Source organism: Amycolatopsis sp. NPDC033938 (genome assembly GCF_055575975.1).
In genome coordinates this window covers 1,161,870-1,184,870 of the sequence record NZ_JBVIRO010000001.1, presented here as the reverse complement: position 1 = coordinate 1,184,870, position 23,001 = coordinate 1,161,870, and the positions used below count along the sequence as shown (strand labels likewise).

At 67.2% G+C, this 23,001-nt stretch carries 32 protein-coding genes; 5 read left to right on the top strand and 27 right to left on the bottom strand.

What is annotated here, in order from left to right; genetic code table 11:
- Positions 1-17 precede the first annotated feature (17 nt).
- On the top strand, positions 18-1,673 hold the full coding sequence (gene mycP, locus ACZ5ZX_RS05985) for a type VII secretion-associated serine protease mycosin (RefSeq protein WP_465500846.1): 1,656 nt from the start codon (positions 18-20) through the stop codon (positions 1,671-1,673).
- A 98-nt stretch (positions 1,674-1,771) separates the two neighbouring features.
- Here mycP and ACZ5ZX_RS05980 read toward each other — a convergent pair whose 3' ends face one another.
- From ACZ5ZX_RS05980 to eccB, 3 genes are read right to left on the bottom strand one after another with little or no spacing between them, the layout of a single operon-like run.
- Positions 1,772-2,929: a WXG100 family type VII secretion target gene (locus ACZ5ZX_RS05980; protein ID WP_465500845.1), complete on the bottom strand. Its 1,158-nt coding sequence runs from the start codon at positions 2,927-2,929 to the stop codon at positions 1,772-1,774.
- Between the two features lie 5 nt (positions 2,930-2,934).
- Positions 2,935-3,261, bottom strand: a complete 327-nt coding sequence (locus ACZ5ZX_RS05975) for a hypothetical protein (protein ID WP_465500844.1) — start codon at positions 3,259-3,261, stop codon at positions 2,935-2,937.
- Positions 3,262-3,317: 56 nt separating this feature from the next.
- On the bottom strand, positions 3,318-4,943 hold the full coding sequence (eccB, locus tag ACZ5ZX_RS05970; RefSeq protein ID WP_465500843.1) for a type VII secretion protein EccB: 1,626 nt from the start codon (positions 4,941-4,943) through the stop codon (positions 3,318-3,320).
- 289 nt (positions 4,944-5,232) lie between these two features.
- Between eccB and ACZ5ZX_RS05965 the strand changes: the two genes are divergently transcribed.
- From ACZ5ZX_RS05965 to ACZ5ZX_RS05950, 4 genes are all read left to right on the top strand, one after another.
- Entirely contained in the window at positions 5,233-5,421 is a 189-nt protein-coding gene (locus ACZ5ZX_RS05965) for a hypothetical protein (RefSeq protein WP_465500842.1), read from the top strand.
- A 50-nt stretch (positions 5,422-5,471) separates the two neighbouring features.
- Positions 5,472-6,653, top strand: a complete 1,182-nt coding sequence (eccE, locus tag ACZ5ZX_RS05960) for a type VII secretion protein EccE (RefSeq protein WP_465501053.1) — start codon at positions 5,472-5,474, stop codon at positions 6,651-6,653.
- A complete protein-coding gene (locus ACZ5ZX_RS05955; protein ID WP_465500841.1) occupies positions 6,650-7,372 on the top strand; it encodes a hypothetical protein in 723 nt (240 codons plus the stop codon). The genes eccE and ACZ5ZX_RS05955 overlap by 4 nt, the downstream gene beginning before the upstream one ends.
- Positions 7,373-7,629: 257 nt before the next feature.
- Positions 7,630-8,589 (top strand): endonuclease domain-containing protein, encoded by a 960-nt coding sequence (locus ACZ5ZX_RS05950; protein ID WP_465500840.1) that lies wholly within the window; start codon positions 7,630-7,632, stop codon positions 8,587-8,589.
- Here ACZ5ZX_RS05950 and truA read toward each other — a convergent pair.
- The 24 genes from truA to rplN form a co-directional block, all read right to left on the bottom strand.
- Positions 8,559-9,392 carry a tRNA pseudouridine(38-40) synthase TruA gene (gene truA / locus ACZ5ZX_RS05945; RefSeq protein ID WP_465501052.1) on the bottom strand — a complete coding sequence of 278 codons (834 nt, stop codon included), beginning with the start codon at positions 9,390-9,392 and terminating at the stop codon, positions 8,559-8,561. The two genes, ACZ5ZX_RS05950 and truA, sit on opposite strands and share 31 nt — an antisense overlap.
- Before the next feature lie 73 nt (positions 9,393-9,465).
- Positions 9,466-10,029, bottom strand: coding sequence for a 50S ribosomal protein L17 (gene rplQ, locus ACZ5ZX_RS05940; RefSeq protein WP_061979948.1), 564 nt, complete (start codon positions 10,027-10,029; stop codon positions 9,466-9,468).
- A gap of 77 nt (positions 10,030-10,106) precedes the next feature.
- A complete protein-coding gene (locus ACZ5ZX_RS05935) occupies positions 10,107-11,180 on the bottom strand; it encodes a DNA-directed RNA polymerase subunit alpha (RefSeq protein WP_005166811.1) in 1,074 nt (357 codons plus the stop codon).
- A 127-nt stretch (positions 11,181-11,307) separates the two neighbouring features.
- Complete coding sequence (rpsD, locus tag ACZ5ZX_RS05930; protein WP_061979949.1) at positions 11,308-11,913, bottom strand: 30S ribosomal protein S4; 606 nt, start codon at positions 11,911-11,913, stop codon at positions 11,308-11,310.
- A 23-nt stretch (positions 11,914-11,936) separates the two neighbouring features.
- Positions 11,937-12,344: a 30S ribosomal protein S11 gene (gene rpsK / locus ACZ5ZX_RS05925; RefSeq protein ID WP_004558885.1), complete on the bottom strand. Its 408-nt coding sequence runs from the start codon at positions 12,342-12,344 to the stop codon at positions 11,937-11,939.
- Positions 12,345-12,362: 18 nt separating this feature from the next.
- Positions 12,363-12,548 carry a hypothetical protein gene (locus ACZ5ZX_RS05920; RefSeq protein ID WP_004558884.1) on the bottom strand — a complete coding sequence of 62 codons (186 nt, stop codon included), beginning with the start codon at positions 12,546-12,548 and terminating at the stop codon, positions 12,363-12,365.
- Complete coding sequence (gene rpsM / locus ACZ5ZX_RS05915; RefSeq protein WP_005166805.1) at positions 12,545-12,925, bottom strand: 30S ribosomal protein S13; 381 nt, start codon at positions 12,923-12,925, stop codon at positions 12,545-12,547. Before rpsM ends, ACZ5ZX_RS05920 begins: the two co-directional genes overlap by 4 nt.
- A gap of 205 nt (positions 12,926-13,130) precedes the next feature.
- Entirely contained in the window at positions 13,131-13,244 is a 114-nt protein-coding gene (gene rpmJ / locus ACZ5ZX_RS05910; RefSeq protein WP_004558882.1) for a 50S ribosomal protein L36, read from the bottom strand.
- A gap of 36 nt (positions 13,245-13,280) precedes the next feature.
- Positions 13,281-13,502, bottom strand: a complete 222-nt coding sequence (gene infA, locus ACZ5ZX_RS05905) for a translation initiation factor IF-1 (protein ID WP_005166804.1) — start codon at positions 13,500-13,502, stop codon at positions 13,281-13,283.
- Between the two features lie 543 nt (positions 13,503-14,045).
- Complete coding sequence (map, locus tag ACZ5ZX_RS05900; RefSeq protein WP_465500839.1) at positions 14,046-14,822, bottom strand: type I methionyl aminopeptidase; 777 nt, start codon at positions 14,820-14,822, stop codon at positions 14,046-14,048.
- Between the two features lie 44 nt (positions 14,823-14,866).
- On the bottom strand, positions 14,867-15,421 hold the full coding sequence (locus tag ACZ5ZX_RS05895; protein WP_465500838.1) for an adenylate kinase: 555 nt from the start codon (positions 15,419-15,421) through the stop codon (positions 14,867-14,869).
- Entirely contained in the window at positions 15,418-16,725 is a 1,308-nt protein-coding gene (gene secY / locus ACZ5ZX_RS05890; protein ID WP_465460529.1) for a preprotein translocase subunit SecY, read from the bottom strand. The genes ACZ5ZX_RS05895 and secY overlap by 4 nt, the downstream gene beginning before the upstream one ends.
- Positions 16,726-17,046: 321 nt before the next feature.
- A complete protein-coding gene (locus ACZ5ZX_RS05885) occupies positions 17,047-17,679 on the bottom strand; it encodes a LysE family translocator (protein WP_465500837.1) in 633 nt (210 codons plus the stop codon).
- A 50-nt stretch (positions 17,680-17,729) separates the two neighbouring features.
- Entirely contained in the window at positions 17,730-18,557 is an 828-nt protein-coding gene (locus ACZ5ZX_RS05880) for a hypothetical protein (protein WP_465500836.1), read from the bottom strand.
- A 188-nt stretch (positions 18,558-18,745) separates the two neighbouring features.
- Complete coding sequence (gene rplO, locus ACZ5ZX_RS05875; protein WP_037314680.1) at positions 18,746-19,192, bottom strand: 50S ribosomal protein L15; 447 nt, start codon at positions 19,190-19,192, stop codon at positions 18,746-18,748.
- The gene (gene rpmD / locus ACZ5ZX_RS05870; RefSeq protein ID WP_005166796.1) at positions 19,189-19,374 is read right to left on the bottom strand and encodes a 50S ribosomal protein L30; all 186 of its coding nucleotides are present in this window, start codon (positions 19,372-19,374) and stop codon (positions 19,189-19,191) included. Before rpmD ends, rplO begins: the two co-directional genes overlap by 4 nt.
- Before the next feature lies 1 nt (position 19,375).
- Positions 19,376-20,020: a 30S ribosomal protein S5 gene (gene rpsE / locus ACZ5ZX_RS05865; RefSeq protein WP_005166795.1), complete on the bottom strand. Its 645-nt coding sequence runs from the start codon at positions 20,018-20,020 to the stop codon at positions 19,376-19,378.
- A gap of 31 nt (positions 20,021-20,051) precedes the next feature.
- A complete protein-coding gene (gene rplR / locus ACZ5ZX_RS05860; protein WP_037314970.1) occupies positions 20,052-20,450 on the bottom strand; it encodes a 50S ribosomal protein L18 in 399 nt (132 codons plus the stop codon).
- A 2-nt stretch (positions 20,451-20,452) separates the two neighbouring features.
- Complete coding sequence (rplF, locus tag ACZ5ZX_RS05855) at positions 20,453-20,992, bottom strand: 50S ribosomal protein L6 (protein ID WP_037314677.1); 540 nt, start codon at positions 20,990-20,992, stop codon at positions 20,453-20,455.
- Positions 20,993-21,008: 16 nt separating this feature from the next.
- Positions 21,009-21,407: a 30S ribosomal protein S8 gene (rpsH, locus tag ACZ5ZX_RS05850; protein ID WP_005166791.1), complete on the bottom strand. Its 399-nt coding sequence runs from the start codon at positions 21,405-21,407 to the stop codon at positions 21,009-21,011.
- An 80-nt stretch (positions 21,408-21,487) separates the two neighbouring features.
- A complete protein-coding gene (locus ACZ5ZX_RS05845; protein ID WP_005166789.1) occupies positions 21,488-21,673 on the bottom strand; it encodes a type Z 30S ribosomal protein S14 in 186 nt (61 codons plus the stop codon).
- A 4-nt stretch (positions 21,674-21,677) separates the two neighbouring features.
- Positions 21,678-22,241, bottom strand: a complete 564-nt coding sequence (gene rplE / locus ACZ5ZX_RS05840) for a 50S ribosomal protein L5 (RefSeq protein WP_061979954.1) — start codon at positions 22,239-22,241, stop codon at positions 21,678-21,680.
- A gap of 2 nt (positions 22,242-22,243) precedes the next feature.
- Entirely contained in the window at positions 22,244-22,558 is a 315-nt protein-coding gene (rplX, locus tag ACZ5ZX_RS05835) for a 50S ribosomal protein L24 (protein ID WP_037314671.1), read from the bottom strand.
- A 3-nt stretch (positions 22,559-22,561) separates the two neighbouring features.
- On the bottom strand, positions 22,562-22,930 hold the full coding sequence (gene rplN / locus ACZ5ZX_RS05830; RefSeq protein ID WP_005166785.1) for a 50S ribosomal protein L14: 369 nt from the start codon (positions 22,928-22,930) through the stop codon (positions 22,562-22,564).
- Positions 22,931-23,001: the final 71 nt, after the last annotated feature.

Below are 23,001 nucleotides of genomic sequence, written 5' to 3'. Positions count from 1 at the left end.
GATCGGATGATGCTCTGATGGCTGCAGCGCGGAAGTCCAGGGGGACGCGCGTCCGCCACCTCGGCCTCGCCGGACGTACCGGAACGGTGCTGGTGGCGGCCGGTATCGGTGTTCTCTCGCCGGCGTCGGTGGCGCTTCCCGCGTGGGCACAGCAAAGCAGCGTCCCCTCGGACGCCGGTGGTTACTACGCGACTCCGCCTCCGGTGGACATGTCCAAGAAACCGGTGGACGAAAACAAGCCGGACAAGAACTACGAGAAGAAGACCGAGTGCGTTCAGCGCAGCAAGCTCGGCGGTGACCAGGTCGATATCAAGAACCGCCCGTGGGGCCAGGAGTACCTGCAGATCGAAAAGGTGCACCAGCTGATGCGCGGCGCTACCCAGTCGATCGGCGGGGGTATCAAGGTCGCCGTGATCGACACCGGTGTCAGCGCGCACCCGTACTTCGGTGGTCGTGTCGAATCGGGAGGCGACTACGTCGCGCCCCCTGGCGGCGGCAAGGCACCGGGACTCGAGGACTGCGACGGCCACGGCACCGAGGTGGCGGGGATCATCGCCGCGGACCCACCGGACACGAGTATCGGGTTCCGCGGCGTCGCGCCGAACGCCACGATCCTGTCGATTCGGCAGTCGAGTCAGAACTACGAAGAGACGGAAAAGAAGCCGGAACCGCCGCCGGCGCCGCCCGCCAGCTCCGCACCCCCCGCTTCGTCGAACAACCCGGGATCGCAGCTTCCGCCGTCCTCGCAGGGCAACGGCGCTGTCGGCGGAGCGGCGGACGGAACGGCGCCGGGCCAGAACAAAGGTGGACGGCAGCAGGAACAGGGCAAAACCGCCGGAACGCTGAAGACGCTCGCGCAGGCCGTGGTCCGCGCCGTCGACAAGGGCGCGCAGGTGATCAACATGTCGGTCGACAACTGTCGTCCGGCCACCGGCGGCATCACCGATGGCGAGAAGCAGCTGCAGGCGGCGGTGCACTACGCCGTCGAGCGGGACGTTGTCGTCGTCGCGGCGGCGGGCAACGTGGGCGACAAATGCCCGCAGAACGACCAGCCGGATCCCAAGAACCCCAAGATGATCGTCACGCCGCCGTGGTTCGCCGACGACGTGCTGTCCGTCGCGGCGATCGACGAGACCGGCGGCGTCGCGCAGTTCAGCGTCAACGGCCCTTGGGTCAGTGTCGCCGCCCCGGGAACCAAGATCATTTCGCTGGATCCGGCGGAAGGGTCGAACGCACTGGCGAACCTGACCATCGAGGGCGGCGGAGACCCCGGCCCCATCCAAGGGACCAGCTTCGCCGCACCGTACGTCGCGGGTGTGGCCGCTCTCGTGCGCGCGAAGTTCCAAGGCCTGAGCGCGCGTGAGGTGATGAACCGGATCAAGGCGACGGCGCAGCACCCCGCGGCACCGGGCGGGCGGGACAACTTCGTCGGCTTCGGGGTCATCGACCCCATCGCGGCGCTGACTGCGATCGTGCCGTCGGAGGCGGACAAGGCCAAGCCGGTTCAGCTGCCCGCGAATCTGCCGCCGTCGAACGACCGGGACTCGACCCCGATGATCGTCGCGCTCGCCGGAACCGGCGGTGGCCTGGTGGCGCTGCTCATCACGCTGTTCGTGGTGCACTCGGTCCGCCGCAACCGGCCGACCGCCTCACCTGGCCGCAAGACCCCGTAGGACTTGCGTTTAGCGGGCTAATCGCGATCTGTGCGGGGCTCACCTCCGAGCCGCCCAGATCGCGATTAGCCCGCTAAAGTCGCTCCGCCCGTGGGCACTTACTTGGCGGGTTTCGGCTTCGGACCGGGTTTCGCGGGGGTGTCGTCCTCGCCGATCACGGGCGGGACGACCTGTCCGGGCTCGCCGACCACGTCGGACGGCTTCGAGGCGGGCCGGGTCTTCGACTGGTGAGCCGAGCCCCCTCCGCCACCCATGCCCATCCCCATCGGCGCCATGCCCATCGGCATCATCGCGGTTCCCGCGCCGGCAGCGGCCTGGCCAGGAGCCGGTGCGGCCTGCACGGGCGCGACCTCCGGGATCGGCGCCTGCCCTTGCTCGATCAGAGGTTCCTGCGATCCGGTCTTCCGGCCCTCGCCGGGATCGGCCGCCGACGGCGACGTCGACTGCTCCTCTGAATCAGGCTCAGCGGCTTCCACACCGTCGCCGACCTTCTTCGCCGGCGCAGGCGCACCCACCGCCGCAGCCTCGTCATGGAGCTTGAACTCCTCTTGCGGGAACCGGTGGGCGATCTCGATGCTCCGCGAAGCCGCGTCAGGATCGTCGACGCCGTCGCAGAACCTCACGAAGCCCTCGAGCACGTCGCGTGCGGCTTCGAAGAGCGCCTTGGCCGACTCCTGCGCCTCCTCGAGCTGAGTCCGCGCCCGCCCGACGCCGCCGACCGGCAGCATCGCGGTCTCGGAGGTCAGTTCGGCCGTATCGACCAGAACCTCGACGAGGTCGGTCAGGATGCGACGGATCGACAGCACCAATTCATCCAGCGAGCCCGCCAACGTGGTGAGCGCGTCTTCGACATCAGAGCCCGCGATGTTGATGTCCCGGATGTACGCGACGAAGGCGTCCGCGTCCTTGCCCGACCAGCCGGCGTCGAGGCGGCCGAGATCCTCCGACAGTTCTTTCGAGACGGTGCCCGCGGTCTTCGCCGCTTTCCGGAGCCGGTCGGCCTCGTCCTTCAAGTCCTCCCAACGTGCCGCCAGCGGGGTCAGGTAGGCCTCGACCGGATCGATCAGCCCCAGATGACCCGACAGCTCCGTGAGAAAAGCGAGATGCGGCGCTGCTGCCTCGACCAGGTCATCGTCTCCCGACCCTGTCGCGTTTAGCGGGCTAAACGCGCTCGGGGCCGCCACCGGAGCGGCAGGGCGCGCGGACGCCATCGGGTGCGGGATGGAATCGGTCGGGTTCTCCGACTCGGCGATCATGCGGCTCAGAGCTCCACGGCGTGCTTGATCATCTGGGCGGCCTCGTCGTCGTGTCCGGCGTGCCGCGCGGTCACCGTGTGCAGGGCCTCCGACGCCGACCGCAGCGCGGCCGCGCCTTCCACCAGCTGACGTCGGATGGCCTCGGCCGCACGTCCGTAAGACGCGCCGAGTCCCAGCTCCTCCCCCAGCGCGCCGTGGGACTCGACGGTGACGCCGTCCCCGGTCACTTCGGCGGCCGCCAGCTCGAGCTCTCCGGCGGCCGCGTCCACTCGCTTCGCATAGTCACCGACGACGGTGCCGTCGATCTTCAGGCCGGCCACTGCACCCTCCACTCACCCGATAGTGCTTGGGCGTTGAGACGCGCGCGCCTGCCCAGGGGTTCCCGGGATCAGTTCCCCGCCGGAGCCTGCTGCGACTGAGTCGCGACCGAACCCGCCCTGTCGTCGATCGGCACCGTGTCGAACGTACGAAGCACGTCCTGTGTGTTCAGCGACGCGCCGACCGGCAGGATCCTGACGATGGCTTCCGGTGCGGGCACCCGCTTGTTGAGCCCGATCGAGTCCGCCGTGACCGCGTCCGGGACGCCGTACCGGATCCCGCGATCGGAGATCAGCTGGATCGGCCCCTTGTCGAAGGTCTCCTTGCCGGTCGCCGACTGGACGACCGCCGCGTAACCCGGCTCCATGTAGAAGCTGTTGATCGGTGCGCCGACCGGGCCAGGGGTACCGATCTTGACCCCGGGAGCGGAACCGTCGGCGTTCCTGCCCTTCGGCAGCTTGTCGTCGACGAAGACCGCGGTGTGCCCGTCCCGGTTGGCGCCGTCGCCGGTGATGGACCAGCTCAGGCAGGAGACCCGGGAACCCTGGGTCGCGTTGAGCACTGTCGGCACTGTCTGGGGGTACGCGTCGAGGTCGACGAAGCCCTTCTGCCCCGCGGTCACCCGCGTGACGTTGCGGATCTTGCCCAGTGCCACGGACATCACCGAAGTGCTGCCGTCGTTCTTCCCGGTCTGGACGATGTCCGCGACGGCCGGGGAGATGGGCTGGATCCCCTCCCGCGTGATGAGGTAGAAGTCGAGTTTCCCGCCGGCTTGCTCGGTGGAGAAGACGTCTCCGATCTTGAGTCCGTCGATGTCGAAGTTGGGGGTCCCGCCCTTGCCCTCGACATCCGGCAGCTTCAGCTCCGGCACCTCGGGAATCGCGTCCAGCAGGCCCTGGGAGATACCGCGAGGCTGATCGGGCAGCTTCAACGCGGACAGGACGGCACTGGCGTCGGGCTTGATCTCGGCCTTGACTGCGTTCGCGTTCGGGAGGTTGGGGTTCGACGCCAACCGGTAGATCAGATAGGTCCGGCCGTTGGCGGCCTTGGCCAGCAGTGCCTCGTTCTGGCCGAGCTCACGGTTTCCCAGCTGCTTCACACCCGCGTAGACGGTCGTTTCCGTCTTCGTGAGATCTGGCCTCGGCACCGAAGGGTCGAACATGACCTCGTCGCATACGCCCCACTCCGGGGTGACACGCTGGCCTTCGGTCGGCATCAGCTGCGGGCCGTTGGGAATGCCCATGAGCTGGCCGCGGGGAATGTTCTTCAGCTGTTCGTCCGAAACGACTGTGGGGTTCTTCACCTCGGAGGCCTGTGTAGGCCCGGAAGGCTTGTTTCCCGCCTGCTGCGCCCCTTGTTTCGACTGAGCGATGATCAGCAGCCTTGCGGAGGCGAGGTTGAAGGTCGGAATCAGTTTCTTGGGGTTCCCGGCGACGACGTAAACCGTTCCGGACTGTTCGCCGATGACGATGTTCCCCGCATCCGGCACGGAAGGCTTCGGGCTCAGGAGTCCCCAGATCACGAAGACCAGGACGCCCAGCGCGGCCAGCACGACACCGACGATGGTGGCGCGTGTGTGCGTGCGCATCGGGTCGTGGAGCATGACGGCGTCGCGACGGACCAGCGCGGATTGCATCCGGCGCAGAACGAACTGATAAGCCTGAACTTGAGACTTAGTAGTCGGTGTTGATGGCATTCTCGACCTACAGTCCTCCCCGTCGCGGTACGGTTCCGCAGGATAGCCGTACGGGGACCGTCTGGTGTGGGGTTTCTACCAACTCCAGCTAGGGTCGAGTCGCTCGGGACCGGCTTTCCGGGTACGCAGCACGCACGAGGGGAAGAGAAAGCGCGGATGTCCGTCACCACTCCTCCACGTCCGCCTGGCCCTCCGGGGTCTCAACCTCCAGGCCGCCCGCCGGGGCCGCCGCCAAGGCCGGGCAGGCCGGCCGGTCCGGGTGGCCCCGCCGGAGGCCCGGGAGGCCCCGGTGTTCCTCGCGGACCCGGTGGTCCAGGAGGCCCTGGCGGACCTCAGGGTCCCGGCGGCCCCGGTCCAGGAGGGCCTGGTGGGCCCGGCGGACCTGGTGGCCCTGGTGGCCCTGGTGGCCCAGGCGGTCCTCCGCCCGGCGGCCCCGGCCCGCAGTCCGGTCCTCCGCCCACCCCGGCGGTGCGGATAGCCGCGCCCGCACGGCGCCGGACCGGCGGGATCAACCTCGGCCCGCTGCCCGTGGCGAACCTGGTCGTGCTCGAACTCGGGCTCGCGATCGGTCTCGTGCTCCTCGCGATCGACATGAAGCTCAAGTACGTCGCGATCGGCGTCCTCGTGGTCGCGATCGTCATCGCGTTCCTGCGCTGGGGCGGCCGCTGGTTCACCCAATGGGCTGGACTCACCACGCGGTACATGCTCCGTTCGCATGATCGTGTGGCGACTCCGCTTCCGCCGAGCAGCATCGAGACGCTCGCCGCCGAAGAGGACGCCGTCACCGGCCCCGACGACGCCAGGGTGAACCTGCTTCGCCTCGCCGTTCCCGATCTCGTGGTCGCGCACGGCGTCGACCACGAACGCCAGCAGGTCGGCATCGCGTGGAACGACGGGACGTGGACCGCCGTCCTGCTCGTCGAGCCCGCTCCCGCGCTGATCACCCAGGCCGGTGGCGCACCGAGCCTGCCGCTGTCCGCGCTCGCGCCGTGTCTCGAAGACCGCGGTGTGGTCCTCGACTCGATCCAGATGATCTGGCACTGCTACCCGGGTAGCGCGGCGCTTCCGTCGGACTCGCCGGCGCTCAGCTCCTACATGGAGGTGCTCGGCCCGCTTCCAGCCGCCGCACGTCGGACGACCTGGGTCGCCATCCGGCTCGACCCGCGCCGGTGCCCGGCCGCCATCCGCGAACGCGGCGGCGGCGTCGTCGGTGCCCACCGCGCGCTGATCGGCGCGTTGTCGCGGGTGCGCAACGCCTTGGAGTCCCAGGGCGTGCCGACCCGGCCGCTCGATCCGGACGAGCTGCTGCGATCCAGCATTTCGGCAGCCGAGCTGACCGCGGTCGCCGGTTCGCCCGCGAAAGTCGGTCTGCAGGAACGCTGGACCGGCGTCACGGCGGCGGGCATCGGACACGCGAGCTACGCGATCACCAGCTGGCCCAAGGGCAAGATCAGCGGCAGCCTGAACGCGCTGACCAGTGTCCGCGCGTTGTCGGCGACGGTGGCGATGTCGATCTCACCGTCCGCTGACGAGGGCAAGATCGGCTTGCGGGGCATCGTGCGCCTGAGCGCGCGGAACCCGCGTGAACTTGATGCGGCGGACCAGCGGCTGCAGGGCATCTCGGACCGGCTCGGCGTGACGCTGACGCCGCTGCGCGGCCTGCAGATCTCCGGGTTCTCCGCGACGTTGCCGATCGGAGGCACGGCATGAGCACCCGAATGCGTGACGCCGGCCAGAACACCGGGGTCGCCCCCGAATTCACCGTAGACCCGGCGATGCTCGACGCGATCAGCCCGTCCGGCGACCGGGGCGGGATCGTCCTCGGCTCCGGGCTCAAGGGCGAACCGCTGACGATCTCCGCGCTGCGTTCGACACCGACCCGGATCGTGCTGGTCGGCGGTCTGTACCTGGCTCGCCAGGTGGCGCTGCGGGCGATGGCCGTCGGGGCGTGGGTCGTCGTGGCGACCGGACGTCCGGCCGCGTGGCAGGTTCTCCCCCAGGCGGCGGGCAATCAGCCCAACGGCAGGCCGTCGCCGCTGGTACAGATCCGGCGGCTGTCGCCGGTGGACCTCCCGCGCCCGTCGGAGGACGCGCCGCTGCTCGTGGTGACCGACGGCGGCCCGACGCCGCAGGACCTGTTCCCGCCGCGTTCGCCGTGGCAGACGACGGTCTACGTGCTGCCGTACCTGCATCCGCAGGCGGGGGCGACCGCGAACGCGGCCGACCTGGTGCTGATGCAGCGGCTCCCGCCGGGTCAGGCCGAACTGGCCGCGCGGATCTGGCGGCTCCCGCCGCAGATGATGAAGCAGCTCACGACGTTGAAGGACGACCAGGTCGTCGCACTGGGACGCAACCTGTGGCGCCCCCTTCGCCTGGTCACGACGGCCAAAGAACAGCAGATCCTGGGCCCGGTCCGGCGCGGCGACTAACCCCGGCGCGTCGACTTTCGCGGGCTAATCGTGCTCTGCGGGGGCACTGTCCATATCGGACAGTGCCCCCGTTTTGCGTCCCGCCCCAGAGCGCGATTAGGGGGCGAAAGTCGACCTGGGTCGGGAAGCGGGACGCGCGTTTGGTCGGTCAAGGGGCAATCACGACGGCTGTGGATAAGCCGGGGGTTGTGGATAAGTCGGCCCTGCGGGGACGGTGGCGGCCATGGGTTGTCGGTCTTGTCGATCACCGTGTCGGCATGACCAAACCATTCGATTCATCCCATCTCCCCGACGTCTTCCGTGGCTCCGAGGCGCGCAAAGCGGGTCTCATCACGGCGAGCCGGCTACGCGGTCCCAGCGTCCGGAGGCTCTTCCAGGACGTCTACACGCGCGCTGACGTAGAAGTCACGCACGAGCTGCGCTGCCGTGGCGCCGCGTTGCTGGCACCGCCGGAAGCCGTGCTGACCGGCCGATCGGCCGCGACCGTCCACGGCATCAAGCTGGCCAATCCCAACGACCCGGTCGAGATGGTCGTGCCGGAGAAGCACCGCTTCGGCCCGATAGTCGGTATCGAGGTGCGGCGGACCGAGGTCAAACCCGAAGAATCGAAGCCCTGGAACGGCATTCGTATCGCGAGGAAAAGCCGGATCGCGTTGGACCTGCTCCTCCGGCTTTCTCCCCGCAGAGCCGGGTGGGTGCGACGGCTCCGCACCGGCGTCCCGGATCTGGACCAGTTCATGAGAGCCGAGAAGCTGACCGATCTGCATCTCAACCGGGAGTTCTATGGCCGCCGTAATCGAGGGATCCGCCTGGCCAGACATGCTTTGCGGCTGTCCGATCCCCGCGCGGAGTCACCCCGGGAGTCGGAACTTCGAATCGTGTTGGCCGCAGGCGGCATCAAGACGACACCTCAGGTCGAGGTCTTCTCCCGGACGGGTCATTTCATCGCACGCCTGGACCTCGCGGACGACGAGGCAAAAGTCGCCATCGAATACGACGGGCGATGGCACAACACAGCGAAACAACGAGCCCACGACCGCAAACGCCGAAGACGCGTGGAAGCCGAGGGCTGGCGGTTCGTGATCGTCACCGCAGAGGATCTGGCGACCGACTTCGAAGGCGTCGTCGAGGCCGTCCGGCGGGCCCGCCGGAGCGCGGTTAGCCCGCTAACTGTGCCGCGACCGGGTCAGGAGGGAGTCCGCATGGCGCGCGTTTGATCAGCGCGGGCGGCGAGTTCGGTGTCCGGGGGATAGTCGACGGCCATGAGCGTGAGGCCGTGGGCGGGAGCGACAGCGCTGTCGCGCGTGCGGCTCTCCAGGACGTCGCCGGGCCAATCCAGCGGACGGCGGCCATCGCCGACCAAAAGCAGTGCCCCGACCAAACTGCGCACCATCGAATGGCAGAACGCGTCGGCGGAGACGTCGACCTCGACCGCGTGCGGCCCGGTACGCCGCCAGACGAGCCTCTGCAGCTCTCGGATGGTCGTGCCGCCTTCGCGCTGTTTACAGAAGGCAGCGAAGTCCTGGAGCCCCAAAAGGGACGCTGACGCCTCGTTCATCGCGTCGATCGAGAGCGGCCTTCCCCAGGCCAGGGTGTCATGGCGCCGCAAGGGATCCACGCCCCACGACGCGTCGGAGACCCGGTAGCGATAGTGCCGCCGCACGGCAGAGAACCGCGCGTCGAAGCCCGCGGGCGCCACGCGAGCGTCCAGGACCCGGACGTCACCCGGCAGATACCGGTTCCATCGATGGCACATCCGGCGCAGGTCAGGAATGCCCTGCGCGTCCACCTCCAAGCGACCGGATCGCGTTTTGCCCGCTAAAGGCGACACGTCGACGTGGACCACCTGGCCGGCGGCGTGCACACCGGCATCGGTGCGGCCGGCGACGACGACGGACTTCGGGACCGAGGCTCCTGGAGGCTGCTTCGCGAGCGCCTCTTCGAGGACGCCCTGGACCGTGCGCCGTCCAGGCTGCCGCGCCCAACCGGAGAAATCGGTGCCGTCGTAGGAAACATCCAGACGCAGACGAACGAGCCCGCCCTCCGCAGTGGGAGTGGCGGGCTCGTCCGGGGTGGTCGGTGCCGTCAGGACGTCAGTCCTTCTTGCTGTCCGCGTCCGCGGCGGGGGCCTCAGCGGCCTCGTCGGCGGCAGGAGCCTCGGTGGCCTCCGGAGCCTCGGTGGCGGCCGTGTCGGCAGCCTCAGTGGCCTCGGTGGTCTCCTCGGCGGCCGGGGCGGCAGCCTTCGGCTCGTCCTTGGCGAACTTCGTCTTACGCGCGGCCTCGGCCTCGGCGGTGACGGTCTTCTCGGCCACCAGCTCGATGACCGCCATGGGGGCGTTGTCGCCCTTGCGCGCCATCGTCTTGGTGATCCGGGTGTAGCCACCCGGACGCTCCGCGAAGAACGGACCGATCTCGGCGATCAGCTTGTGCACGACGTCCTTGTCGCGCACAACGCGCTGGATCTGACGACGGTTGTGCAGGTCGCCCCGCTTCGCCTTCGTGATCAGCTTCTCGGCCAGCGGGCGCACCCGCCGGGCCTTCGCCTCGGTCGTCGTGATCTTGCCGTGCTCGAACAGCTGGGTGGCCAGATTGGCCAGAATCAGCCGCTCGTGCGCGGGCGACCCGCCGAGACGGGGTCCCTTTGTGGGGGTGGGCATCGGTTCTCCTCGTTCAGCTCACAGCTGGAGGCCGTCGCTCCCCCACCCCTACTGGTGTGAGGGAGCCGTAGCTGGCCTTACAGCTGCTCCGTCTCTGCGTAGTCCTGGCCATCGTCGTGGCCATTGTCCGAAATTCCGTCCGTGATGCTGTCGACGCCCTCGGACCAGCCTTCACCGTCGTAGCTGGCCGCGGCCGCGGTCGGGTCGAACCCGGGCGGGCTGTCCTTCAGCGCGAGACCGAGACCGACGAGCTTGAGCTTGACCTCGTCGATCGACTTCGCGCCGAAGTTGCGGATGTCCAGCAGGTCGGCCTCGCTGCGCGAGACCAGTTCGCCGACGGTGTGGATGCCCTCGCGCTTGAGGCAGTTGTACGACCGGACGGTGAGGTCCAGGTCCTCGATCGGCATCGCGTAGGCGGCGATGGTGTCCGCCTCCTGCGGCGACGGGCCGATCTCGATGCCCTCGGCGTCGACGTTCAGCTCGCGCGCGAGACCGAACAGCTCCACCAGCGTCTTACCGGCCGACGCGACGGCGTCCCGCGGCGTGATCGACGGCTTCGTCTCCACGTCCAGGATCAGCTTGTCGAAGTCGGTGCGCTGCTCGACACGGGTCGCCTCGACCTTGTAGGTCACCTTCAGCACCGGGGAGTAGATGGAGTCGACCGGGATCCGGCCGATCTCCGCGCCCGCCTGCTTGTTCTGCAGGGCCGGAACGTAACCGCGGCCGCGCTCGACGACGAGCTCGATCTCGAGCTTGCCCTTGCCGTTCAGCGACGCGATGTGCAGATCCGGGTTGTGCACGGTGACACCGGCCGGGGGCACGATGTCGGCGGCCGTGACCTCACCGGGGCCCTGCTTGCGCAGGTACATGGTGACCGGCTCGTCCTCTTCTGAGGAGACCACGAGCTCCTTGAGGTTCAGGATGATGTCGGTGACGTCTTCCTTCACCCCGGGAACGGTGGTGAACTCGTGCAGCACGCCGTCGATGCGGATGCTCGTCACGGCCGCGCCCGGAATGGACGACAGCAGCGTGCGCCGCAGCGAGTTGCCGAGCGTGTAGCCGAAGCCGGGCTCCAGCGGTTCGATGGTGAACCGGGAGCGGGTCTCGTTGACCGTCTCTTCGCCGAGAGCCGGCCGCTGGGAAATCAGCATCTTTCCTAATTCCTTTCCAAACGGCGCCCGCCATATGACACCGAAAGGGATGGCGAAACGGCGGCGCGCTCCGGGCGCCGCCGCCCGTGCCCACACCGGGCCGGGGAAACCCCGGCCCGGTGATGGATCACTTCGAGTAGAGCTCGACGATCAGCTGTTCCTGGACCGGAACATCGATCTGAGCGCGCTCCGGGAGCTGGTGGACCAGCACACGGAGGTTGGACGGAACAACCTGGAGCCACGCGGGAACGGGACGCTCGCCGAACGACTCCTTGGCAGCGACGAAGGGCAGCATCGAGAACGACTTCGGCCGCACGTCGATGATGTCCCACTTGCTGACCTGGTACGAGGGCACGTTGACCTTGACGCCGTTGACCACGAAGTGGCCGTGGCTCACCAGCTGACGCGCCTGACGGCGGGTGCGGGCGATGCCGGCGCGGTAGATCACGTTGTCGAGACGGGACTCGAGGATCTGCAGCAGGTTCTCACCGGTCTTACCGGGACGCCGGACGGCTTCCTTGTAGTACCGGACGAACTGACGCTCGAGAACGCCGTACGTGTAACGAGCCTTCTGCTTCTCCTGCGACTGCAGGAGGTACTCGGACTCCTTGATCCGACCGCGGCCGTGCTGGCCGGGCGGATAGGGGCGACGCTCGAAAGCCTGGTCGCCGCCGATGAGGTCAACCTTGAGGCGACGCGAAATACGCGTCGCGGGGCCGGTGTAACGAGCCATTTCTTCTTACTCCTCCCCGTTCCTCAGACCCGGCGCCGCTTGGGCGGGCGGCAGCCGTTGTGAGGCTGCGGGGTCACGTCCTGGATGGTGCCGACCTCGAGGCCGGCCGCCTGCAGCGAGCGGATCGCCGTCTCGCGGCCCGAACCCGGGCCCTTCACGAAAACGTCGACCTTCTTCATGCCGTGCTCGGCAGCCTTGCGGGCGGCGTTCTCGGCGGCCATCTGCGCGGCGAACGGGGTGGACTTACGCGAGCCCTTGAAGCCCACGTGACCACTCGACGCCCACGCGATCACGGCACCGGTCGGGTCCGTGATCGAGACGATGGTGTTGTTGAAGGTGCTCTTGATGTGCGCGTGACCGTGCGCGACATTCTTCTTTTCCTTACGGCGGACCTTCTTGGCCCCCGCCGCAGTACGAGACTTCGGTGGCATGTTTTGAGGGTTCTCCTGTTAGCGCGCGTTCTCTTGGTGAGCGGCGACCGCTTCGGCCTGTCCGCGCCGGATGATCGAACCGGCGTCGGTGTACAGGTTCCGCAGCGCCATCGGGCGGGCGTAGAGCGCCTTGGGCGAGACACAAGCCGAGCCGCGACGGTGAACGCCGCCCATCTGCACGACCTTCTTGCCCTGGACGCTCACTTCTTGCCAGCCTTCTTCTTGCCGGCGACCGTCTTCTTCGGACCCTTGCGGGTGCGGGCGTTGGTCTTGGTGCGCTGACCACGGACGGGAAGTCCGCGACGCCAGCGAAGGCCCTCGTAGCACCCGATCTCGATCTTCCGACGGATGTCGGCGTTCACCTCGCGGCGAAGGTCACCCTCGACCTTGAAGTTCTCTTCGATGTAGACCCGCAGCTTGGCGAGGTCGTCATCGCTCAGATCCTTGACGCGAGTGTCCGCGTTGAGCTCGGCAGCCGCGATGAGCTGCTTCGAGCGGGTACGGCCGATGCCGTAGATGTAGGTCAGCGCGATCTCCAACCGCTTTTCGCGGGGGAGGTCTACGCCAGCGAGTCGTGCCATTGGCGTTGATGCTCCTTCATAGAATTCATCTTCAGGTCTGCTCCCCGTCCGGTCCCGGGACCGACTCGCCTGTCGTGCCCTCTGCTTGCGCTTCGGGTGTCCCGGCCTCGGCCTGAAGTCCGAGGGTGAACCGGGCCGTTCGCACGGCCCGGCAGGTGCGGGGAGATTGTGTAGCCGTCAATCCACTCTGTACGAGTGCGAGTGATCAGCCCTGCCGCTGCTTGTGCCGCAGGTTCTCGCAGATCACCATGATCCGGCCGTGACGGCGGATCACCTTGCACTTGTCGCAGATCTTCTTGACGCTCGGCTGGACCTTCACGTCTCCTGCTCTCCTGCTTGTGCTAACTCGTCGTGATCACTTGTAGCGATAGACGATGCGACCACGAGACAAGTCGTAGGGCGAGAGCTCCACGACAACCCTGTCCTCGGGCAGGATGCGGATGTAGTGCTGCCGCATCTTGCCGCTGATGTGTGCAAGGACCTTGTGGCCGTTCTCCAACTCGACGCGGAACATCGCGTTGGGGAGCGGCTCGACTACGCGGCCTTCGACCTCGATGGCCCCGTCTTTCTTGCCCATGTCCTCCGCATTTCCTGTCGCTACGCTGTGTTATCAGTCAGAGCTTGAGTGCTTGGCTGGGTGGTGCTTCGGCACACTCCTGCCCGGCTCCAATGTCCGTTCGCGAGAAGTCACGAGCGCGCAGGATCCGGGCGCGATGAGTACACCGACTTGACAGTGTACGCAACCCGTGTCGTGAGCCCCAAACGGGGGGTAACTGTGTTAGATGACCCCTGTGCCCGCCGGTGGCGACTGCCTCCATTGTACGCCTGCGCCGACGTGCGTTTAGCCCCCTAATCGCGCTCCGGTGAGCCTGCGACCTGGCATGCCATGGCAGGGGCGAAGTCCACCCGATGGAGGCAAGGCGCGGGCGGCTCTACGGCGGGCCTCGGGGCTGTGGCGGACGGCGGGCCGACTCGCGTTTAGCGGGCTAACTGCGCTCCGGCGCCCACGCGACTTTCGCTCCCTGATCGCGCACACCGGGAGCGCGATCAGGGGGCGAAGCGCAGGTCGGAGCGCACTTGCGTTTAGCGGGCTAAACGCGATCCGGGTGACGGGGCTGGGTCAGGCGTCTTCGGGGGCGGTCAGTACCCAAGGGCCGTCATCGGTGATCGCGACGGTGTGCTCCCAGTGCGCGGCACGCGAGCCGTCCGCGGTCACGACTGTCCACCCGTCGTCGAGCTCGACGGTCTCACCGCCGCCGCCGGTCAGCATGGGCTCGATCGCGAGCGCCATCCCGCTCTTGAGCCGCGGGCCCTTGCCCGGCTTGCCCAGGTTCGGCAGGAACGGGTCCATGTGCATCTGGCGCCCGATGCCATGACCGCCGTACTCGACGATCATCCCGTACTCGATGCCGTCTTCCCGGCTCGCCTTCTCCGCCGCGGTCTGTACGGCGTGCGAGATGTCGGTGAGCCGGCCGCCGGCCGACACCGCGGCGATCCCCGCCCACATCGCCGCCTCGGTGGCCGCCGAAAGCGCGAGATCCGCCTTCGACACCTCACCGATCGCGAGAGTGACCGCGGAGTCGCCGTGCCAGCCGTCGAGGATCGCGCCGCAGTCCACGGAGATGATGTCGCCCTCGTTGAGGACCTGCGTCTTCGACGGGATGCCGTGGACGATCTGCTCGTTCACCGAGGCGCAAATCGACGCCGGGAAGCCGTGGTAACCCTTGAACGAGGGCACCGCCCCGGCGTCGCGGATCGTCTGCTCGGCGAGTTCGTCGAGATCGGCCGTCGTGGCCCCCGGCTTGGCGATCTCGCGCACCGCGGTGAGGGTGCGCCAGACCACCAGACCGGCGGCACGCATCGCCTGGAGCTCGCCAGGGGTCTTGAGTTCGATCATGCGCCCACGACGAAGTCGTTGCAGTACACGCAGTCCTCCGAGATTCACGTGCGGTCGCGCAGCGCTTCCAGCACGCGGGCGGAGATCTCGTCGACCGTGCCGACGCCGTCGACCGTGACGAGGATGTCCGCGTAGTACTCGAGCAGCGGAGCCGTCTCGGACACGTAGATCTGCTGACGACGACGGATGACGTCTTCGGTGTCGTCCGAGCGGCCGCGCGAAAGCAGCCGCTCGACGACGACGTCCTCCGAAACCTGGAGCTGGATGACCGCGTTGAGCACGGTGTCGGCCTCGCCGAGGATCTCGCCGAGGACCTCGGCCTGCTTCGTGTTGCGCGGGAAGCCGTCCAGCAGGAACCCGACCTTGGCGTCCGGCTCGGCCAGGCGCTCGCGCACCATTTCGTTCGTGACCGAGTCCGGGACGAGCTCACCGGAATCCAAGTAGCGCTTGGCTTCCTGGCCCAGCGGCGTCTGCTCGCCCACGTGGGCGCGGAACAGATCGCCGGTCGAGATGTGCGGGATCCGGAGCTTCTCCGACAGTGCTACCGCCTGAGTACCTTTGCCCGCGCCAGGAGGGCCAACGAGAACCAGGCGCGTCACTTCAAGAACCCTTCGTAGTTACGTTGCATCAGCTGGCTTTCGATCTGCTTCACGGTGTCGAGACCGACACCGACCATGATCAGCACAGCCGTGCCACCGAACGGGAAGTTCTGGTTGTTCCCGCTACCGGTGACGGACAGGAAGAAGTTCGGAAGGATCGCGATGATGCCCAGGTACAAAGAGCCCGGCAGAGTGATCCGGCCGAGGACGTAGCTGAGGTACTCCGCGGTGGGACGGCCCGGGCGGATACCCGGGATGAAGCCACCGAACTTCTTCATTTCTTCCGCACGCTCGTCCACGTTGAACGTGATCGTGATGTAGAAGTACGTGAAGAAGATGATCAACGCGAAGTACAGCAGGACGTGCGCCCAGCTGGACTGGTTGACGATGTAGTTCTGGATGAAGACCTGCCAGCCGGCGTTGCTGTTGGCGTCCCCGACAAGGCGGCTGATCAGGTCCGGCAGGTAGAGCAGCGATGAGGCGAAGATGACCGGGATGACACCGGCCTGGTTCACCTTGATCGGCAGGTAGGTCGAGGTTCCGCCGTACATGCGGCGGCCGATCATGCGCTTGGCGTACTGCACCGGGATCCGGCGCTGGCCCTGCTCGACGAAGATGACGCTGGCGATGATCACCAGGCCGAACACGCAGATCAGGGTGAAGACCACCGGACCGGCGCTGCTGAGGATGTTGCCACCCTCGATCGGGATGCGGGCCGCGATGTTCAGGAAGATCAGCACGGACATGCCGTTGCCGACACCGCGCTCGGTGATCAGCTCACCCAGCCACATCATGACGGCGGTACCGGCGGTCATCGTGACGACGATGATGGCCAGCGTGTAGACGCTGTTGTCCGGGATGATCGCGGTTTCACACTGCGGGAAGAGCTGCTTGCGGTCGGCGAGCGCCACCACACCGGTCGCCTGCAGGACCGCGAGAGCGATCGTCAGGTACCGGGTGTACTGGGTCAGCTTGCCCTGGCCGGCCTGGCCTTCCTTCTTCAGCTCCTCGAACCGCGGGATGACCACGGTGAGAAGCTGGACGATGATGCTCGCCGTGATGTACGGCATGATGCCGGTCGAGAACAGCGACAGCTGCAGTAGCGCACCACCGCTGAACAGGTTCAGCAGCTGATAGACGCCCTCCTGCGACCCAGTCTCCGTGCATTGCTGCACAGCGGAGTAAGAGATGCCCGGGGCCGGGATGGTGGCACCGATTCGGTAGACCGCGACGATGGCTAGCGTGAACAGGATCTTCTTACGTAGATCCGGCGTCGCGAGAGCCGAGCGGAAGGCGCTGAGCACGCGGGGGACCTCCTCGGCGTCGTCGGCTGTCTTACCGACGATCGGCTTGGCCGGCCTGGGGCCGGCAGGAATACACAGCTTTCTGGCACAAGCCAGGAACGCTTCGGGGCACACTCGTCCCGAAGCGTGTCGCCGACTCTAACAGCTTCACAGGGCGTGTTCGCAGTGCCTGTGGGTTTTCCGAACGAAGGTTGGTCCACGAGGTTGATCGATCTCCGCTTCCCCCTCTGGAACCTTGACAGATCGCCCTGTGGTTCCCCACTTTTCGGCCGCACTGGATCGCACTTAGCCCGCTAAACGCGCTGTGATCAGGCGCGGGGCTCAGGAGCTCGACGCGGCGAGGGCGCCCGCCATGCCGATCAGCACGACGCCGGTGCCGCGATCGACGTTGCGCGTCGCGCGGCGGGACAGGCGGAGCGACTTCACGAGCGTGCCGGCACCGATATAAGTGGCGCCCGCGACGAATTCGGCCAGCAGATAAACGGCGCCGAGGATCGCGATCTGGGCGGGAAAGGAGCCGTGAGCTGCGTCGATGAACTGCGGAACGAACGCCGTGAAGATGAGGATCGCCTTCGGGTTCGTGATCGCGACGACGAATTCCTTCCTCGCGACCCGCAGCGCCGGTACGGGTCCAGCGCCTTGCGGCCCCGGGACCACCGCCGTCCGTTCGCCGCCGAAGGTCGACCACAGGAGTCGCCCGCCGATCCAGACGAGGTAGGCGACACCCGCCCACTTGATCACCGTGAGTGCAAGTTCGGAGGCGGCGAGGAGTTGCCCGAGCCCTGCGGCGACTGCCGCGATCAAGACCGTGAACGCCGCCAAACGGCCTAACAGGCCGACGAGCCCCTTCCAGGCACCTTGTGTCATGCCATGGTGCAGGCCAAGCAGGTTGTTCGCCCCTGGCGTAAAAGCCACGAGCACCGCCGCACCGAAAAAGACCACCACCCAAGTCATCGGCCACCTCCTCCCCCACCGTATCGGCCGACGCGAGCGCGTTTAGCGGGCTAATCGCGCTCCTTCGGGGCGGAAGCCGGCGGAGGTGCGAAGGCCGAATAGTCCGGTGGCGGCTCGGGCCGCGGCTCCGGTGGGAGCACCGTGATGGAGATGCCGTCCTTAGGTGTGGGCATATCCGCGAGGCTCGGGTCACCGATCACCGGGATTTCGGCCTCCTGGACGCGGTGACTCATGACCGCTGCGCCCGCCGCGGCGGCGACAGCGGCGAGAAGCGCCCACATGCCCGCTTCGAGCGTCGTCGTCGATTCGATGGTCGGGCCGATTCCAATGCCGATGCCCAGCATGCCGATGGTCGTCACGACAGCGGCGAGGAACACCGCGGCGCTGGTGGTCAGCCATCGGTCCAGCGCATTCGGCGGTCGCTGGTAAGCCGTCTTCGCACTGACGAGCAGAGCGCCCAAGAGCAGGACAGCGGTGATCAGGAGAGGGACGCCGATGGGAGCCGACGACTGCTTGAACGTCTCTCCCAGCTGGACGAACTCCGAGCCCCACGCGCTCTGCACCGTCACCAGCTCAAAGCTCCTGCCCTCGTCGAAGTCGGTTCGGTGCTGCGAGCGGAAGAGCGGGAAGAAGCAGCCGACGAGCGTCAGGACCATCGCCAGAGCGGACAGGCCTGCCGCGATCAGCCGGCGCGGCTCGGGCCGGTCATACCGCTCCGGAGCGCCCACGGGATCCGCGGGGTCCGGCACCGACACGACCGTCGGTGGAGCGTCCGGCTGTTGCTGGATTGGCTGCGGATCCTGCCCGAAAGGTGTGTCCACCTCATGATCCTTCCAGCTCAGCCCGACAGCCGCCACGCCCTTCGCCTGGGTGAGCACGTCGACTTTCGCGGGCTAATCGCGATCTGGGACTTGGGCACCTGGGCGACCACGGGATCGCGATTAGCCCGCGAAAGTCGACACCGTGGAGCCGAGCGGAGCGAAGGCGGGAGAGCGGAGCGAGCGCAAGCGAAAGGCCCGCCGTGGCGAAGCCAGGCGGGCCTTTCGGTGAAGCGAGCGAAGAGAGCTCAGAGCGTGGTGGCAGAGCCACCGGCGGCGGAGAGCTTCTCCTTGGCGGAGCCGGAGAAGGCATCGGCGGTGACGTCCAGCTTGACGCCGTTCAGGTCACCGTTGCCGAGCACCTTCACGAGCTTGTTCTTGCGAACAAGGCCCTTCGCGACGAGCTCCTCGTTGCCGACCTTGCCACCCTCCGGGAAAACGCGGGCGATGTCGCCCAGGTTCACCGGCTGGTACTCGGTACGGAAGCGGTTCTTGAAGCCGCGAAGCTTCGGGAGCCGCATGTGGATGGGCATCTGCCCACCCTCGAAACCGGCGGGCACGTTCTTCCGGGCCTTGGTGCCCTTGGTACCGCGACCGGCGGTCTTGCCCTTCGAGCCCTCACCACGGCCGACGCGGATCTTGTCGCGCTTCGCGCCCGGAGCCGGGCGAAGGTGGTGGATCTTGATGGCAGTCATGCCTTGACCTCCTCGACCTCCACCAGGTGGCGGACCGTGTGGATGAGGCCGCGAACCTGGGGAGTGTCTTCACGCACGACGCTCTGGCGGATCTTGCGCAGCCCGAGGGTGCGCAGCGACTCGCGGTGAGCGTGCTTCGTGCCGATCTTGCTCTTGACCTGGGTCACCTTGAGCTGAGTCATGTCAGACCCCCTGACCCGCGCGCTGCCGCAGCATCCGAGCCGGCGCGACGTCCTCGAGCGGCAGGCCGCGACGAGCCGCGACCTCCTCGGGACGCTGCAGACCCTTCAGGGCCGCCACGGTGGCGTGCACGATGTTGATCGCGTTGTCGGAGCCGAGCGACTTCGACAGCACGTCGTGGACACCCGCGCACTCCAGGACCGCGCGGACCGGACCACCGGCGATGACACCGGTACCGGCCGAAGCCGGACGCAGCAGCACGACACCGGCGGCTTCCTCACCCTGGATCGGGTGGGGAATGGTGCCGCCGACACGGGGAACGCGGAAGAAGTTCTTCTTCGCTTCCTCGACGCCCTTGGCGATGGCCGCGGGAACTTCCTTGGCCTTGCCGTAGCCGACGCCGACCTGACCGTCGCCGTCACCGACGACCACCAGGGCGGTGAAGCTGAAGCGACGACCACCCTTGACGACCTTGGCGACGCGGTTGATCGTCACGACCTTCTCGAGGTGCGGGGTCTTTTCCTGGCCGGCCCCGCCACGGCCGCTGTCGCGCCGGTCACGGCGGTCGCGACGGTCATTGCGGTCGTTGCCGCCCTGCCCGCCGGGTCCACCCTGGCCGCCGCCGAATTGCCGTGTACGTCCCGGCATCAGGCTGTCCTTCCATTCACGAGCATCTGCATCAGAACTCCAACCCCGCCTCACGGGCAGCGTCGGCGAGCGCCGCGATGCGGCCGTGGTAGGCGTTGCCACCACGGTCGAACACCACGGTCGAGACACCGGCGTTCTTGGCGCGGTTGGCGACAAGTTCCCCGACCTTCGCGGCCTTGGCCTTCTTGTCGCCGTCGAGCGCGCGGACGTCCGCCTCGAGGGTGGACGCCGACGCCAGGGTCTTGCCGGCGAGGTCGTCGATCAGCTGCACGGCGATGTGCCGCGACGAACGCTTGACGACCAGGCGCGGACGCTGGTCCGTGCCGTTGATCTTCTTGCGGAGCCGGAAGTGCCGACGGGCCTTCGCGACGCGGCGGCGGGTCGAGATGTCCTTGCCGACCGGCTTGCGCTTCGTAGTCGTGTCGCTCATGATCACTTACCCGTCTTTCCGACCTTGCGGCGGATCTTCTCACCCTCGTAGCGCAGGCCCTTGCCCTTGTACGGGTCCGGGCGGCGCAGCTTGCGGATGACCGCGGCGATCTGGCCGACCTTCTGCTTGTCGATGCCCGAGACCGAGAACCGGGTGGGGGTCTCGACCTTGAAGGTGATGCCTTCCGGGGCCTCGATCTTCACCGGGTGGCTGTAGCCGAGGGCGAACTCGAGGTCCGAGCCCTTGGCCTGCACGCGGTAACCGACACCGTGGATCTCAAGCTTCTTCTCGTAACCCTCGGTCACACCGACGACGAGGTTGTTGACCAGCGTCCGGGTGAGACCGTGCAGGGCACGGCTGGTGCGCTCCTCGTCGGGCCGCTTCACCTGCAGCGTGCCGTCCTCGGCGCGCTCCACGGTGATCGGCTCGGCGATGGTGTGCTCAAGGGTGCCCTTGGGCCCCTTGACCTGAATGTGCTGACCATCGATGGTCACCTCGACCCCGGAGGGGACGGCGACCGGCAGCTTTCCAATGCGTGACATGTCTGTGCCCCCTTCCTTACCAGACGTAGGCGAGGACTTCGCCGCCCACGCTGTTGCGCTTGGCCTGACGGTCGGTCTGGAGGCCGGACGACGTCGAGATGATCGCGACGCCGAGGCCACCGAGAACCGACGGCAGTTCGGTCGATTTTGCGTAGACCCGCAGGCCGGGCTTCGACACGCGGCGAAGGCCGGCGATGCTGCGCTCACGGTTGGGGCCGTACTTCAGCTCCACGATGAGGTTCTTGTGCTTCTCGCCCGGCTCGTCGCGGTAGCCCGAAATGTAGCCCTCGCGCTTGAGGATCTCGGCGATGTTCGCCTTGATCTTCGAGTGGGGAAGCACGACCTCGTCGTGGTAAGCCGAGTTCGCGTTACGCAGACGGGTCAAGAAGTCTGCGATGGGGTCGGTCATCGTCATGGTGACCTGTCAACCTTTCTCGCCCTGGTTCCCTGCAGTCACTGCAAGGCCTGTGGCGAAGTGGGAGTTAAAAAAGACTCTTACCAGCTGGACTTGCGGACGCCGGGCAGCTCGCCCGCGTGTGCCATCTCGCGAAGGCAGATCCGGCAGAGTCCGAACTTGCGGAACACCGAGTGCGGGCGACCGCATCGCTGGCAGCGCGTGTAACCGCGAACCTTGAACTTCGGCGTCTTCGCGGCCTTGTGGACCAGTGCTTTCTTGGCCATCGACTCAGTTCTCCTTGAACGGGAAGCCGAGCTTGCGAAGCAGCGCGCGGCCCTCGTCGTCGGTGTTGGCGGTGGTGACGACAGTGACGTCCATACCGCGCGGGCGGTCGATGGCGTCCGGGTCGATCTCGTGGAACATCGACTGCTCGTTGAGACCGAACGTGTAGTTGCCGTTGCCGTCGAACTGCTTCGGCGAAAGCCCGCGGAAGTCGCGGATACGCGGAAGCGCGATGGTCAGCAGCCGGTCGAGGAACTCCCACATCCGGTCGCCGCGCAGCGTGACGCGCGCGCCGATCGGCTGGCCCTCACGCAGCTTGAACTGCGCGATGGACTTGCGGGCCTTGCGAACCTCGGGCTTCTGCCCGGTGATCGCGGCCAGGTCGCGGATGGCGCCTTCGATCAGCTTGCTGTCACGGGCGGCGTCACCGACACCCATGTTCACGACGACCTTGACGACGCCCGGGATCTGGTGGACGTTCTCGAAGGAGAACTCCTCCTGGAGCTGTCCCTTGATCTCCTCGCGGTACCGCACCTTGAGGCGCGGGGCGATCTTCTCTGCGGTGGTCATGATCAGATGTCCTTACCGTTCCGGCGCGAGACCCGGACCTTCTTGCCGTCCTCGCCGATGCGGTAGCCGATGCGAGTCGGCTTGCCGTCGGAGTCGACGACCATCACGTTCGAGACGTGGATGGGCGCCTCCTGGGTGACGATGCCGCCGGACTGCGCGCCGCGCTGGGTCTGCGAGATCCGGGTGTGCTTCTTGATCCGGTTCACGCCTTCGACCAGCACGCGCTCGCGCTCGGGGTAGGCCTGGATGACCTTGCCCTTGGCACCCTTGTCCTTGCCGGCGATGACGACGACCGTGTCGCCCTTCTTCACCTTCATGCTCTACAACACCTCCGGCGCGAGCGAAATGATCTTCATGAACTTTCGGTCGCGCAGCTCGCGGCCCACCGGGCCGAAGATGCGGGTGCCGCGGGGCTCATTGTCGTTCTTGATGAGCACAGCAGCGTTCTCGTCGAAGCGGATGTAAGAACCGTCCGGACGACGGCGCTCCTTGCGCGTGCGAACGATGACGGCCTTGACGACGTCACCCTTCTTCACGCCGGCGGCCGGCATGGCGTCCTTCACGGTGGCGACGATGATGTCGCCGATGCCCGCGTAGCGCCGCCCCGAACCACCGAGAACGCGGATGCAAAGGATTTCCTTCGCGCCCGTGTTGTCGGCAACCCGTAGCCGCGACTCCTGCTGGATCACGTCAACTCCTGTATGTCGCGCTGGTTCTCGCGCTTTGACGCGAGCCTTGCGGAACTAAGGGACTCAAAAAG